Consider the following 14,967-nt stretch of genomic DNA (forward strand, 5'->3'; position numbering starts at 1 on the left):
AAAGGAAGAATAAATATTGTCAACCAGAAAAACTAAAAAATCCCTGCGTGCTAATGACCCGCAGGCCCAGCGAGAAGCTGAGTTGTATCAAACACCGCTGCCTAGTCGCGAGTTGGTGTTGCAGTTGTTGTCAGACCAGGGAATTCCCCTGAGTGCTGAGCAGATTTATGTGATGCTCGATATCAGCCATGATGAGCGTGACATTTTTAACCGCCGGTTGGGCGCGATGGAGCGCGATGGCCAGTTGATGCGTAACCGCAAGGGTGCGTTTTGTTTGCCGGATAAAATCCATTTGATTGCGGGGACCGTATTCGGACATACCGATGGTTATGGTTTCCTGGTCCCCGATGATAAAACCAAAAATCCTGAAGATATCTTTTTAGGCCCCAAGGAAATGACCTTGGTCATGCATGGCGACCGCGCCATGGTGCGGTTGGCCGGGATGGATCGCAGAGGTCGGCCTGAGGGCAAGCTGGTTGAGGTGCTTGAGCGGGCGAATAAGACCCTGGTGGGGCGTGTGATTCGCGCCCAGGGCGTGACCATCGTTGCGGCTGAAGACAAGCGTATCAGTCAGGATATCCTGATTCCTTACCATCTGGATATGGATGCGCAAGTGGGGCAGGTGGTGACGGTTGAGTTAACCGAATATCCTTCTTCGCACTCTAACCCCATGGGCAAGATTGTCGAGATTTTGGGCAATTATGCGGATAGCGGTATGGAGATTGAGATTGCCTTGCGCAAGCATCATTTGCCGCACCAGTTCAATCCTGCGGCGCTCAAGCAGGCAGAAGACTTTCCTAAAACCGTACAAGCCAAAGATTATAAAGGCCGCAAGGATTTGCGTGATTTGGCTTTGATTACGATTGATGGTGAAACCGCACGTGACTTTGACGATGCTGTGTTTGCTGAGCCGCAAGGCAAAGGTTGGCGCCTGGTTGTGGCGATTGCGGACGTGAGCTTTTATGTGCAGCCTGGGGACGCGCTTGATAAAGAGGCGTTTGATAGGGGTAACTCGGTGTATTTTCCGCGTCGTGTGATCCCGATGTTGCCAGAGGCCTTGTCTAACGGGCTGTGTTCGTTGAACCCGGATGTTGAGCGATTGTGCATGGTGTGCGATATGCAGGTGGACGGGCAGGGCGTGGTCAAGCAATACCAGTTTTACCCGTCGGTGATGCGGTCTAAAGCGCGCATGACGTATACCAAAGTCGCTGCCTTATTGCAGGGCGAAGATGCTGCGTTGAGTGAGGAATATACCTGGCTGTTACCGCATTTGCAGAACTTGAATAGCGTATTCAGACTCATGCTCACGCAACGCGAAAAACGCGGTGCGGTGGAGTTTGAATCCACTGAAACCATGATGGTGTTTAACGATAATGGCAAAATCGACAAGATTGTGCCTGTGGTGCGCAATGATGCGCATAAACTGATTGAAGAGTGCATGCTGGCGGCCAACGTCTGTGCCGCTGACTTTTTGCTCAAAAACGAGCAGACCTGCCTGTTCCGTATCCATGAAGGGCCTACGCCAGAAAAACTGGAGGCCTTGCGCCTGTTTATGGGCGAATTTGGTTTTGGTGTGGGTGGGGGCGAGAGCCCGCATGCCAAAGACTACGCCAAACTCATGCAGCGTATCAAAGAACGTCCGGATGCGCAGTTATTACAGACGGTCTTGTTACGCTCGATGCAGCAGGCGGTGTACAGCCCGGATAACGTCGGCCACTTTGGTCTGGCGTATGAGGCGTATACGCATTTCACTTCGCCGATCCGCCGCTATCCTGACTTGCTGGTGCATAGAGCGATCAAGGCGGTGGTGGAAGGTAAGCGATATCAGGCCAAAGACTGGCATCACCTTGGCGTGCACTGTTCCATGACCGAGCGCCGTGCCGACGACGCAACCCGCGATGTGACGAACTGGCTCAAATGCTTTTACATGCAGGATAAAGTGGGTGAGGTGTTCAGTGGTACGGTGGCAGGTGTCACCAGCTTTGGTTTGTTTGTGGCGCTGGATGAGGTTTATGTGGAAGGCTTGCTGCATGTCACCGACCTTGGCAATGACTACTTCATCCATGACAAAGCCCGTCATGAGATGGTGGGCGAGCGCACCGGCGTGCGCTATCGTTTAGGCGACCGCTTAACCGTGAAGGTGGTGCGTGTGGATCTTGAAACCACGCGTATTGACTTTACACTGGTCGGCAAGTCAGAGGGCGTGGTTGATCCGGCAGATGGTACTGTCGCTGAATCGTTGGCCGTGTCCAGCGTGAAAAAGACACGGTCTGCCAAGCCGGTTGAAAAGGTGGTGCCCGCAGTGTGGGAAGCACCCAAAACGGCTAAACAACCAGCCAAAAAATCAACCAGATCCGGCACCAGCACGCCTCGCAGCGCCGCAGACAAGCCCGCTGCGAGCAAACCTGCTCCGGCCAGAAGCCGCTCAGCCAAAGACAAGGGCCGCCATTCTGCGCAAAAAAATAAAGGCAAACCCAAGGCGAAAGCCCGATAATCCCAGCCGTGCAATCAGATTGAAAAATCGCTTTATGAAAAATCTGGGATAATAGCGGTTAATGCAATATTGCCCTGCTTGGGGCATCTCGTCGCGCACGGGGCAGTGAATGTAGCTGCCTCTGCGCGATTCGTATTTTCACTTTTGCCAAAGCATAGGCAAAAGAGATCAAAAATTTAGGAGTGATTATGTCGGAAGCCCGCATTTTGTTTGGTTTTCATGCGGTGTTGAGTCGCATGCGTCAGCATGGTAGCAGCATTCAGGAAATTATTATTGACCAGGACCGGGTAGACGCGCGGATGCGTGATTTGCTTGAGATGGCTAAAGGGCAGAATATCCGCGTGATTCAGGCGGATCGCCAGCGCCTGGATGGCTTTATCGGTGCGCATGGCCGCCATCAGGGCGTGATTGCGCGCGTGATAGAAACGCCCATGCCTTACAAGGATATCCACGATGTGCTGGAGTCTGATCTGGACGAACCGCCGTTCTTCCTGGTGCTGGATGGTGTGCAAGACCCGCATAACCTCGGGGCATGTTTGCGTGTGGCCGATGCCATGGGCGTGCATGCGATTATTGCACCCAAAGACCGCTCTGTTGGCCTGAATGGCACGGTGCGTAAGGTTGCTAGTGGCGCGGCCGAAACGGTGCCATTTATTGCCGTGACCAATCTGGCGCGCACCTTACGCGAGCTGAAAGAAGCGGGGGTGTTTATTGTTGGCACCACCATGGATGCGCCGAGCTCGCTGCACAATACCAAGCTGCAAGGCCCTATCGCCCTGGTGATGGGGGCTGAGGGCGATGGCATGCGTCGATTGACCGAGGAAACGTGTGATGCCTTGATTACCATCCCCATGTTTGGCACGGTACAAAGCCTGAATGTGAGTGTGGCCAGTGGCATTGCGTTATACGAGATTCGCCGTCAGCGCGTCTTGGCCGTCTAACTAAAGACCTCAATCCTCATGACCCTAAGCTTGCAGGATTTGTGGCAGCAACTCCGCCAGCAGACCCGCCGTTTGTGGTTGGGGCAATGCCTGGCTTTTTGCGGGGCGATGGTGGCGGTGCCGATTCCGCTATTGATGCCCTTGCTGGTGGATGAGGTATTACTGCACCAACCGGGCAAACTCACGAAATTAATGACGGCGCTGCTCCCCGCCGAATGGCTGGGGCCGATTGCCATTATCGTGGTGGTGACGGTGTTCACGATCAGCTTGCGCTTAAGTAGTGTTTTGCTCGGCGTGGCGACCACCCGTATTTTTGTCGGCTTATCCAAACAGGTGACGCTGGGAGTAAGGCAAATGCTGCTGGATAAACTGGGCAGGATACGCATGCAAGTCTATGAAAGCCTGGGTGCAGGGCAAGTCACTGCCAGGCTGCTCACCGATATTGAGACGCTGGACAAGTTTTTAGGTGAAACCATCGCCAAAGTGCTGGTCGCGGTCTTAAGCGTGGTTGGCGTGGCTGGTGTCTTGCTCTGGATGCATTGGCAACTGGCGTTGATTATCCTGTTCTTGAATCCGTTTGTGATCGCGCTGACCATGGTCTTGGGCAAAAAAGTCAAAGCCTGGAAGCAGCGTGAGAATGGCGCCTTTGAGGTTTTGTCGCAATCGGTGAACGAGACGCTGGAAGTGATGCAGCAACTGCGGGCCAGCAATAGCGACCGCCGCTTTCTGGATAAAGCCAAGCAGGCGGCAGAGGCAGTTAGAGCCGCCGCCACGGCTTCCGGCTGGAAGTCTGATGCTTTGGCGCGTTTGTCATTCGGCGTGTTTTTATTTGGCTTTGAGATTTTTCGTGCCGTCGCCATGTTGATGGTGGTGTTTTCCAACTTGTCTGTCGGCCAGATGATCGCCGTGTTTGGCTACTTGTGGTTCATGATGGGCCCGGTGCAAGAGCTGTTGTCGGTACAAGTGTCTTATTACGCGGCCAAGGCGGCGCTGGGTCGGATCAACCAGGTATTGGCGGCGGATGAAGAACCCCATTATCCTGCCACCGTACAAGCCCTGGATGCACATTCGCCTGCAGCAATCCGCCTGCAAAACGTGACCTTTGCTTACGGCGAAGGCGATCCTATTCTGGCCGACGTGACGCTGGATATTGCACCGGGTGAGCAAGTGGCGCTGGTCGGCGTCTCAGGCGCGGGCAAGTCCACCCTGGTGCAACTGTTGCTGGGCTTATATGCCCCCACTCAGGGCCAGATCTTGTTCAACGGCCAGCCGATTGAGCAGTTGGGCTATGCACAGGTGCGCGAACACTTGGGCGTGGTGCTGCAACAACCCATGTTGTTTAATGACAGCGTGCGCCAAAACCTGAGTCTGGAAACCGCTTATTCGGATGATGCCTTATGGCAGGCGCTTGAAATTGCGCAGCTGGCGCAATTTGTGCGCGATTTGCCACAAGGACTGGCGTCGCAGCTTGGACGCAGTGGGGTGCGCTTGTCCGGTGGCCAACGTCAACGGCTGGCGATTGCTCGCATGATGCTGAAACAGCCGCAAATCGTCATCTTGGATGAGGCGACCTCCATGCTGGATACGCATACGGAAGCTTTGCTGCATCAGGCAATGCGCACTTTTTTGCGTGGGCGCACGACTATCATCATTGCTCACAGATTATCTGCCGTGAAAGAGGCTGACCGCGTGCTGGTGTTTGATGGTGGCCGCATCATTGAGGAAGGACAGCATGACACGCTGGTGCAGCAGGCCGGCAGTGTCTATCAACGCTTGTATGGCCAGCAGGCCAGCTAAGATTTGAGCCGCCTGCAGCTAAATGCAGGCGCTCACAAGGTAGTACGTTAAGGCTTCAACAGACGAGACACTTCACTGCCTGGTTTGGCAGCGTCGCCGCTGGTGTTGATCACATGGGTGATTTCGCCCGTCCCGCCCAGCGAAACGCTGGTCATGCGCTCAAACTGGATATGTTCGCCCAGCGGTGCCTCAATCGCGCTGCTTAGTTTGACTTCCGGGTTGTCATTAAAAAAGCAGTACACGCCCATGCCGATGGCCCTGTGCTGTGTGACGTGATCAGCCACCTTGTAAGAGGCAAAGCCGTTGCTGCTGCCATTCATCCAGCTGGCCTGGTTGGGGACATCATAGGGCGCTTCACTCTGGTAAAAGTACACGGCGCCATTTTCGCCATTCCACACGGTTTGGTAGTCGTGGAAGTGCTCGACAAACAAGCCATACATGGTGACATCATCGCCATTCACGACAATGCCATGCTTGGTTTTATTGGTGGCCCAGCCTATGCCATTGCCATGGTCGCCACGCCAAACCCACAAGTTGTCGCCAATGACGTGATTGCTATTGATCATGACACTCTGCGTCGCATTGCCCACACTGGCGCCGCCTACCCGGAAAAACACGTCATGCAAGCTGATTGGGTTTTGAACATGCGAGATGGTCGTTTTGCTTTGTCCCACTTGCAATAACACCTCGCTGTTTTTTTCGCCTGCATCAAACAGCACACCGCCCAGAATCACGCCATCGACATCTTGCACCGTCATGGCAGGATTTCCCTGCGTCGGCAGCAGGGTGGCAATACCCAGGCCAAGCACGACGGTATTGGCATGTGAAATGTTGAGGGCTTTGTCTAGTTGGTAAATGCCAGGCGTCAGCAATAGATGCTGGCCTTTGGCGAGCGCTGCATTGAGGCTGTCAGCGTTATCTGTTGCCGCTTTGGCGATATAAAAACGGCTCAAGGGAATCGTCGTGCCGTTCAGGTGGGCGTCTTGCCAACTGATGCCTTGCGTCTGCTGACGCAAGGGAGGGACGTAAACCTGGTATTCACCAGCCGCGGTCACTGTCAAAAACGGCTTCTCGCGTACGATAGGCGTTTGCGGGACGTCGGTATAGGGTGGGTTAGGCCAATGCGACGCATCCGGGGCATGCTTGACGCCAACAAAGACCATATTCCAGTTGGCATTGGTCCAGCTGCCAATGTTGCTGTTTCGGGTTAACCACTGCTGCTGGGTACCCGAATTGACTTGCTGGTCAATCAGGCTGTCGGCGATAAAACCGCCACTGGACCAGCCGCCATTATCATCCAGCAACATATTGCCACGCACATGCAGACGGCGTAGCGGTGAAGCTTGCGACACCGCCCATTGCATGGTGCCATTATCCGGTGTCACCGACAGGTTCTCTACGCTACGCCAGAAATTTTGTGTGGCATCTTCTTCGTGCCAGGTGGCCTTGACCTCAATCCCGCCCTGCAACATGACCTCATCAGGGTAGCGGCCCAGACCCATGAGTTGGGTATAAAAGCCCAACTTGATCTTGTTATGGTAGACGCCCGGTTTGAACAATACCGCGTAGCGTTCAGGCCCAAACTGGTTACTTTCTTGTTGTTTGAACAGGGCATCCAGCCTAGCCTGCACTTCTTCCGTCGGCATTTGTGGGTCGAGCACAAACACGTTCTCGCCAAAGTCGGGGGCACTGGCTTGCACTTTATGGGCATCCGCCTGGCATCCGGCTAAAAACAAAGCGGTGAGGCCCGCGCCAAATAGGGTAAACAGTGTTTTGTCGGCAATCCCGGAATACATAAACAGTTCGCTTTCTCTTACAAGTCCTCTAGTCAGGACCACGCTATTGTCCAGAAAATTCAAATTTTGTTGGCTTGCATGGCCGTCAGCAATGGGTGGTGCGATCCCGGGTTGCCAGACCTGCTGAGCTAGTTCACCAAACTAACCCAGTTGCAAGGTACTCAAGGTTTCGCTACGCACACGTGCCAGCAGTTGCGCATCGTCAATCAATGATTCGCCATAGGAGGGAATCATGGACTTGAGCGTGTCTTGCCAGCCCTCGCTTTGCATGCGTTTGGCAAAACAGCGCTGTAATACATCCAGCATGGCCTGGACGCTCACCGATGCGCCAGGCGAAGCGCCGAGCAAGGCCGCCAGGCTACCATCGGCGCTGGCCACAATCTCAGTGCCAAATTCGAGTTTGCCCCAATGCTGATGGCAGCGCTTGATGATTTGTACCCGCTGCCCGGCGTGCGCCAATTGCCAGTGCTGGCTATCGGCCGCAGGCAGAAATACGCGCAAGGCAGACATGCGCTGCTCATGCGTTTGAAACACTTCCTTGATCAGGTATTTGGTCAGGTCCAGATTGTGTCGGCCCGCACCGAGCAGGCTCTTGATGTTTCTGACTTTGACAGATTTGGCCAAGTCGAAACGCGAGCCTTGCTTGAGAAAGCGCGTGGTGAATCCGGCATAGGGCCCAAATAGCAGCGCAGGCTTGCCTTGTATCATGCGCGTATCCAGATGCGGCACCGACATGGGTGGTGCGCCGACCGCAGCCTGGCTGTAAACCTTGGCATGATGGGTGTTGATCAGCGAGGGTTCATTACAAATCAACCATTGGCCACTGACCGGAAAACCGCCATAGCCATTCGCTTCAGGGATCCCCGACTGCTGCAACAAGGGCAAGGCGCCGCCGCCGGCACCTAAAAACACAAACTGGGCTTCCAGAGTTTGCTTTTTACCGGTGACCAGATCCTGCACTTGAACTTGCCAGGGATGTTTTTCGCGCTTGTTCACTTGCTTGAGCTTGGTGACGCGGGATTGGGTGAGCAAGGTAAAGTTGGCTTGCGTCTTGAGGTGAGACACCAACTGCCTTGTCAGTGCGCCAAAATTGACATCCGAGCCATGGGCGACGCGTGTGGCAGACATGTGCGCGCCGCTTTCACGGCCACGCATCATCAGGGGCATCCACTCGTTCAGGGTTTCCGGCTGGTTGCTCCACTGCATCTCGGCGAATAAAGGATGCGCTTGTAATAACTCAAATCGCTGACGCAAAAAAGCACCGTCTTCAGCACCCCAAACCGCACTCAGGTGCGGGACGCGCTGGATAAATGCTGCCGCTTGCAGTGCCCCTTCTTTTGTCAGGGTAGACCAATATTGCAGAGACACCTCAAAGGCGGCGTTGATCTCCAGCGCGCGCCGAATCTGAATGTCTCCCTGCCGGTTTTTGGGGGTGTAGTTGAGCTCACAATACCCCGCATGGCCAGTGCCTGCATTATTCAGTGCATCAGAACTTTCAAGCGCAACGTCTTCGAGTTGCTCCACCATGCATATGCTTAAGGTCGGGTCGAGTCTATGCAATAGAGACGCCAGCGTTGCGCTCATAATGCCGCCGCCAACCAGCACGACATCGATGTCTGTTGTTGCCATGGTGCGAGTGTCCCCTCATTGTCGCGCCTGCAGATTGGGCGCAAATTATATTGACGCCGCGCATTATAAATCGAAAAACCACGCGTATCATCTAAACTTGATGCTTTCGTGACGCATGCCAATAAGCCTGGGGCTAACTTGTCAATAAATTGCTTTTACGGTAAGCTTAAGGATGAAATTAAAAAGGTTCAAAACCACAAAAAAATCAAGCCTGGCTTGGGTTTATCTTCAACCGGATTTGACTGGAACAAGATTTACTGGGTCGTTGATCTGAATTTCCGATTTGGTGTTGTCTCATGGCAGTCGTTATGCTCTTGAGACACCTAAATTTAGGCGCATGAAAATGTTTGCGAGTGGCTAGCCGGCATAGCCACCATGCGGATCTAGTCCGATCAGGCTTAAAAACACAAAAGGGTTGGGGTGTATATGAAAAATCCGTTGGAATCTGTTGCAGGATCCGTTCTCTCTGGTGTGTTGCTCACGCTGGCGCTGGTTTTTTTCCTCAAAAATTTTGTGGTTGCAGGAGGCTGATACGATGGAACTGGTTCCGGCACTCGCAAGATGGTTTCATGTATTGGCAGGCATTACCTGGGTGGGCCTGCTTTATTATTTTAATCTGGTGCAAATGGCAGGCTTGAAAGCGGCCGCAGCAGACGGTACGGCTGCGGGTATTAACAAACATATCGCGCCACGTGCCTTGCTGTGGTTTCGTTGGTCTGCTGTGGTGACCTGGCTGGCGGGTGCGGCATTGTTGGGCCCACATTTTACCGATGCGTTCGCCTTGCGAGGCGGGTTTGAATTGATTGGTGTGGGTGCCTGGCTGGGGACCATTATGCTGTTTAATGTTTGGGTGCTGATTTGGCCCAATCAGAAAAAAATACTTGGCATGGTGGCAGCCGATGAACAGGCGAAAAACAATGCAAGACGTGTTGCCATGCTGGCCTCACGCACGAACTTGATGCTTTCATTGCCCATGCTGTTTTTTATGGCCAATGGGTTGAGTCATCGAGCCGTATTAGGGTTTTAGCGGGTTTAAGACGTTTACGGCGGCTTAAGCCGCCGTTTTTGTTTTTTGAAAAAGGGTTTGAAATGCATTCGGAACATTTAATGAGCACCTATGGCAGACAGCCAGTGACCTTTGTTAAAGGTGAGGGCGTCTGGCTCACAGACACTGCCGGTGATCGCTATCTGGATGCGCTGTCTGGCGTGGCGGTGAATGGTTTGGGGCATACCCATCCCAAATTTGTAGCGGCGCTCAATGCACAAATCGCCAAACTGATCCATGTCTCCAATATTTACCAGATTGCAGAACAAGCTGCGTTGGCCGACAAAGTGGCCGAGTTGTCTGGCATGGATCGCGTATTTTTCTGTAACTCAGGTTGTGAAGCCAATGAGGCCGCGATTAAATTGGCGCGTTTGTACGGACACAACAAAGGCATAGACCATCCTGAAATCATCGTCATGGATCAAAGCTTTCATGGCAGGACCATGGCTACTTTGTCAGCGACCGGTAACCGTAAGGTGCAAGCCGGTTTTGAGCCCTTGGTAAGTGGGTTTGTCCGCGTGCCTTTTGATGATATTGAAGCCGTCAAAGCAATTGCAGCCCATAAAAACAATGTGGTGGCTATTCTGGTTGAGCCAGTGCAAGGCGAGGGCGGGATTCATATTCCAGCCAGTTTGAAAGCCTATTTGCAAGGCTTGCGTGCGCTGTGCGATGCCAATGGCTGGTTGCTGATGCTGGATGAAGTCCAGTCAGGCATTGCCAGAACCGGCACCTGGTTTGCTTTTCAGCATAGTGGCATCCTGCCGGACGTGATGACATTGGCCAAAGGCCTGGGTTCAGGCGTGCCGATTGGGGCTTGTGTCGCGCGTGGCGTGGCTGCAGAAACCTTTACGCCTGGTAAGCATGGGTCAACCTTTGGTGGGAACCCGCTGGCCACGGCTGCTGGTCTGGCCACATTAAATATCATTGCCGAAGAACAATTACGTGAAAACGCACAGACGGTTGGCGACTATATTCGCGAACAGTTTACACTTGCGCTCAAAGGCGAAGCCGGAGTCGTCAATGTACGCAATGCCGGCATGATGATAGGCATTGAACTCGACAAACCATGTGCCGAGCTGGTCAAGCAGGCGTTGGCAGCAAAACTGTTGATTAACGTCACTTCAGAAAAAGTGATTCGTTTGTTACCACCGCTGATCATGAATAAGCAGGAAGCAGATGAGTTGGTAAGCAGGTTAACGCCCCTGATTTTAAATTTCTTAAAGGCAAATGCTTGATTACGCAAGCGTCTACACATCATGAGTATTAAACATTTTTTGCAATTTAATGACCTGACACGCGACGAGATAGAGCACATCTTTACCCGTGCCAAATGGATTAAATCGCAATTCAAGGATTACAAGCAATATTGGCCGCTGGTCGATCGCACGCTGGTCATGATTTTTGAAAAAGCCAGTACACGTACCCGCTTGTCTTTTGAAGCTGGCATGCAGCAACTGGGCGGCTCAGCCATCTATCTCAACACCCGTGATTCGCAACTGGGGCGTGGCGAGCCGGTAGAAGATGCGGCACAGGTGATTTCGCGCATGAGTGACATCGTCATGATCCGCACGTTTGAGCAAAGCATCATTGAGCGTTTTGCGCAAAACTCGCGCGTGCCGGTGATCAATGGTCTGACCAACGAATATCACCCATGCCAGATCCTGGCGGATATTTTTACCTTTATCGAGCACAGAGGTTTGATCCAGGGTAAAACCGTGGCCTGGATTGGCGACAGCAATAACGTCTGTAACACCTGGTTGCAGGCGGCAGAAGTGCTGGACTTTAATGTGCATGTGTCGACCCCGCCTGGCTATGAAGTCGAACCAGAGCGCGCTAACTTGTACGGCACGGATCATTTTGAGTCATTTGCTGACCCGATGGAGGCAGCTCTCGGCGCGGATCTGGTCACGACCGATGTCTGGACCAGCATGGGCTTTGAGGCCGAAAACGAAGAGCGCCGCAAAGACTTCGCTGATTGGCAAGTCGACGCTGACATGATGAAGGTCGCAAAAGCCGATGCCTTGTTTATGCACTGCTTGCCTGCGCACCGTGGTGAAGAAGTTTCGGCCGAGGTCATTGATGGCGCGCAAAGCGTGGTCTGGGACGAAGCCGAGAACAGACTGCACACGCAAAAAGCGCTGATGGAATATTTGTTGTTGGGCAAAGTTTGATTTTTCACCACAGAAACCCAGAGTGTTTCAAGGTGGTTTTCTCCTTGCCCTCTGTGATCTCTGTGGCAAAAAATTGTTTTTTATAGGTTCACTCTGACACGACGTTGAAATTAAGCGTGCCAGACTGGCGTGACAACAAATGTGACGCCAAAAACATGTGTTAGCCACAGAGAACAAAGAGGTCACAGAGAACAAGTGCTTTTACAGATTTTCTCTTTATCTCGTTAGCTGTGAGGTAAAAATATTTTTTATGGAAATACAACTTCAATGAGCGATATTAAAAAAGCCGTATTGGCCTATTCTGGCGGCCTGGACACTTCCGTGATTCTGAAATGGTTGCAGGACACTTATCAATGTGAGGTGGTCACGTTTACTGCTGACCTTGGTCAGGGTGAAGAGCTGGAGCCCGCGCGCGAAAAAGCCAAAAAATTTGGCGTAAACGAAATCTATATTGATGACCTGCGTGAAGAGTTTGTGCGTGACTTTGTGTTCCCGATGTTCCGTGCCAACACTGTTTACGAAGGTGAGTATTTGCTTGGCACCTCGATTGCGCGTCCGCTGATTGCCAAGCGCCTGATTGAAATTGCCAACGAAACTAAAGCGGATGCTATTTCGCATGGTGCCACCGGCAAGGGTAACGACCAGGTGCGTTTTGAGCTGGGTGCCTATGCCTTGAATCCCAACATCAAAATTATCGCCCCATGGCGTGAATGGGATCTGTTGTCCCGTGAAAAACTGCTGGCCTATGCTGAAAAACATGGCATTCCGGTCGAGATGAAGCACAAACAAGGGGGCAGCCCTTATTCAATGGATGCTAACCTGTTGCATATTTCCTACGAAGGCCGCCACCTGGAAGACCCGGCAGCGGAAGCCGAGGAAGACATGTGGCGCTGGACCGTATCCCCTGAAAAAGCCCCAGACGCGGCCGAGTATCTGGACCTTGAGTTCAAACAGGGTGACATTGTTGCGCTTAATGGCAAATCCATGAAAGCACACGAGATTCTGGCTGAGCTGAACCGCTTGGGTGGCAAACATGGTGTGGGTCGTCTGGACCTGGTGGAAAACCGCTATGTAGGTATGAAGTCCCGTGGTTGCTACGAAACTCCGGGCGGCACCATTATTCTAAAAGCGCACCGTGCGATTGAAAGCATTACGCTGGACCGCGAAGTGGCGCACTTGAAGGATGATTTGATGCCACGTTACGCCAGCCTGATCTATAACGGCTACTGGTGGAGCCCAGAGCGTGTTGCTTTGCAAACTTTAATCGACCATACCCAGGCGACGGTGAATGGCTGGGTGCGCGTGAAGTTGTACAAAGGCAACGTGATTGTGGTTGGCCGTGACAGCAAAACTGACTCGTTATTTGACTCGACCATTGCGACGTTTGAGGATGACAAAGGCGCTTACGACCAGAAAGATGCGGGCGGGTTTATCAAGTTGAATGCTTTGCGCATGCGTATTGCAGCCAACTTGCACAGCCGTAAAAAATAATTCTTATGGCTCATCGACGCGTCATTGCCTATGACTCTACCTTGCGCGATGGCGCGCAAGCGCAGGGAGTGTCTTTTTCGGTTGAGGATAAACTCAAGGTGGTTCAGCGTCTGGATCAGTTGGGAATCGGCTACATTGAGGCCGGTAATCCTGGCTCTAACCCGAAAGACCTCGAGTTTTTTGCACGCGTCGGCGAGCTCCATCTGCAGCATGCCAAAATTATTGCGTTTGGCAGTACACGCCGGATTGGCATTACCGCAGCAGAAGACAAGAATTTGCAGTCGCTGTTATCAGCCAACACAACGGCGGTGGCCATTTTTGGCAAGAGTTGGGATTACCAGGTCACTGACATTCTGCGTACGACGCTAGACGAAAACCTGGCCATGATTGCCGATACCATTGCCTACCTCAAGGCGCAAGGCAAAGAGGTGGTGTTTGACGCTGAGCATTTTTACGATGGCTATCAAGCCAATGCCGACTATGCCATGCAGACATTGCAAGCCGCGGTAGACGCTGGGGCGGATGTGTTGGCCTTATGTGATACCAATGGCGGCACTTTCCCGAACGAGGTATTCAGCATCACGCAAACAGTGGTGAACCGTTTCCCGGCAGTGCAGATTGGCATTCATTGCCATAACGACTGTGAAATGGCGGTGGCCAACTCGGTGGCCGCCGTACAGGCTGGCGCCATGCAGGTGCAAGGCACCATCAACGGTATCGGTGAGCGCTGTGGTAACGCCAACCTGGTGTCGATTATCCCCAATGTGCAGCTAAAACTGGGTTTGGCCTGTATTTCAGAGTCGCAATTATCCGAGTTGACGGCCGCCGCACGCTTTGTCAGTGAAGTCGCCAATGTTGCGTTTAACGACAAGGCACCTTATGTCGGGCAGGATGCCTTTGCGCACAAGGGCGGCATGCATATTGATGCAGTGAATAAGAATCCGAAATCTTATGAGCACATCAACCCTGGCATGGTTGGCAATGAGAGACATATTCTGGTCTCTGAAGTCGCGGGGCGCGGGGCGATTTTGCGCAAGTTGCAACAAATTGATCCTAGCCTGACCAAAGAGTCTCAAGCGGCAGTGAATATCCTGGAACAGCTGAAAGCACTGGAGCATGAAGGGTATCAGTTTGAAAATGCCGAGAGCTCGTTTGACTTGCTGATGCAGAAATTGCTGGGCAAATTCAAGCCGTTTTTCAGCCTCAAGCAATACCATGTCAATATTTACGAACCGTCAGCAGATGGGTTGAATTCCTCGGTGACGATACACGTCAGCGTGAATGGCCAGGAAACCAGCGCAACCGCTCAGGGTGATGGTCCCGTGAATGCCCTGGACAAGGCCATGCGTAAGGCGCTGCAGCCGTTTTATCCGGCCATCAATGAAATCAAGCTGGTGGATTACAAAGTGCGGGTGCTGGATTCCAATCTGGCCACGGCAGCGAAGGTACGCGTGCTGATTGAGTCTACCGATCAGCAAAGCAACTGGACGACCATCGGTGTTTCTTCTGACATCATCCAGGCATCCTGGCTGGCCTTGAAGGATGCGATTGAATACAAGTTGTCGCAATCGCGGACAAGCCCATAAGCGCAGCAAACCCGAAC

Annotated in this window: 10 protein-coding genes; 8 read left to right on the forward strand and 2 right to left on the reverse strand. The window is 52.8% G+C overall.

The genetic code is table 11. The features are described from left to right. Positions 1-16 precede the first annotated feature (16 nt). From rnr to ACT53G_RS03180, 3 genes are all read left to right on the forward strand, one after another. Entirely contained in the window at positions 17-2,494 is a 2,478-nt protein-coding gene (rnr, locus tag ACT53G_RS03170) for a ribonuclease R (protein WP_476168690.1), read from the forward strand. A 188-nt stretch (positions 2,495-2,682) separates the two neighbouring features. Beyond that, positions 2,683-3,435: a 23S rRNA (guanosine(2251)-2'-O)-methyltransferase RlmB gene (gene rlmB / locus ACT53G_RS03175; protein ID WP_476154768.1), complete on the forward strand. Its 753-nt coding sequence runs from the start codon at positions 2,683-2,685 to the stop codon at positions 3,433-3,435. A gap of 18 nt (positions 3,436-3,453) precedes the next feature. Then, positions 3,454-5,232 (forward strand): ABC transporter ATP-binding protein, encoded by a 1,779-nt coding sequence (locus ACT53G_RS03180; RefSeq protein WP_476154766.1) that lies wholly within the window; start codon positions 3,454-3,456, stop codon positions 5,230-5,232. Positions 5,233-5,279: 47 nt separating this feature from the next. Here ACT53G_RS03180 and ACT53G_RS03185 read toward each other — a convergent pair whose 3' ends face one another. Continuing rightward, positions 5,280-7,028, reverse strand: coding sequence for an adenylyl cyclase (locus ACT53G_RS03185; RefSeq protein ID WP_476154764.1), 1,749 nt, complete (start codon positions 7,026-7,028; stop codon positions 5,280-5,282). Positions 7,029-7,169: 141 nt separating this feature from the next. After that, on the reverse strand, positions 7,170-8,657 hold the full coding sequence (gene mqo / locus ACT53G_RS03190) for a malate dehydrogenase (quinone) (protein ID WP_476154762.1): 1,488 nt from the start codon (positions 8,655-8,657) through the stop codon (positions 7,170-7,172). A gap of 535 nt (positions 8,658-9,192) precedes the next feature. Here mqo and ACT53G_RS03195 point away from each other — a divergent pair. The 5 genes from ACT53G_RS03195 to cimA all read left to right on the forward strand — a co-directional run bounded on the left by ACT53G_RS03195 (position 9,193) and on the right by cimA (position 14,950). Beyond that, complete coding sequence (locus ACT53G_RS03195; protein WP_275355042.1) at positions 9,193-9,684, forward strand: urate hydroxylase PuuD; 492 nt, start codon at positions 9,193-9,195, stop codon at positions 9,682-9,684. 62 nt (positions 9,685-9,746) lie between these two features. Beyond that, positions 9,747-10,937, forward strand: a complete 1,191-nt coding sequence (locus tag ACT53G_RS03200) for an acetylornithine/succinylornithine family transaminase (protein WP_476168691.1) — start codon at positions 9,747-9,749, stop codon at positions 10,935-10,937. 21 nt (positions 10,938-10,958) lie between these two features. Continuing rightward, on the forward strand, positions 10,959-11,873 hold the full coding sequence (gene argF, locus ACT53G_RS03205) for an ornithine carbamoyltransferase (protein ID WP_476168692.1): 915 nt from the start codon (positions 10,959-10,961) through the stop codon (positions 11,871-11,873). Positions 11,874-12,140: 267 nt separating this feature from the next. Continuing rightward, entirely contained in the window at positions 12,141-13,364 is a 1,224-nt protein-coding gene (locus tag ACT53G_RS03210; protein WP_275355048.1) for an argininosuccinate synthase, read from the forward strand. A 5-nt stretch (positions 13,365-13,369) separates the two neighbouring features. Beyond that, positions 13,370-14,950, forward strand: a complete 1,581-nt coding sequence (gene cimA / locus ACT53G_RS03215) for a citramalate synthase (protein WP_476168693.1) — start codon at positions 13,370-13,372, stop codon at positions 14,948-14,950. Positions 14,951-14,967: the final 17 nt, after the last annotated feature.

The organism is Methylophilus sp. DMC18 (assembly GCF_056314005.1).

Excerpts from the sequence above, each read along its gene's own strand:
- rlmB (WP_476154768.1), top strand. The coding sequence starts at position 2,683 with ATGTCGGAAGCCCGCATTTTGTTTGGTTTTCATGCGGTGTTGAGTCGC.
- ACT53G_RS03180 (WP_476154766.1), top strand. The coding sequence starts at position 3,454 with ATGACCCTAAGCTTGCAGGATTTGTGGCAGCAACTCCGCCAGCAGACC.
- ACT53G_RS03185 (WP_476154764.1), bottom strand. The coding sequence starts at position 7,028 with ATGTATTCCGGGATTGCCGACAAAACACTGTTTACCCTATTTGGCGCG.
- mqo (WP_476154762.1), bottom strand. The coding sequence starts at position 8,657 with ATGGCAACAACAGACATCGATGTCGTGCTGGTTGGCGGCGGCATTATG.
- ACT53G_RS03195 (WP_275355042.1), top strand. The coding sequence starts at position 9,193 with ATGGAACTGGTTCCGGCACTCGCAAGATGGTTTCATGTATTGGCAGGC.
- ACT53G_RS03200 (WP_476168691.1), top strand. The coding sequence starts at position 9,747 with ATGCATTCGGAACATTTAATGAGCACCTATGGCAGACAGCCAGTGACC.
- argF (WP_476168692.1), top strand. The coding sequence starts at position 10,959 with ATGAGTATTAAACATTTTTTGCAATTTAATGACCTGACACGCGACGAG.
- ACT53G_RS03210 (WP_275355048.1), top strand. The coding sequence starts at position 12,141 with ATGAGCGATATTAAAAAAGCCGTATTGGCCTATTCTGGCGGCCTGGAC.
- cimA (WP_476168693.1), top strand. The coding sequence starts at position 13,370 with ATGGCTCATCGACGCGTCATTGCCTATGACTCTACCTTGCGCGATGGC.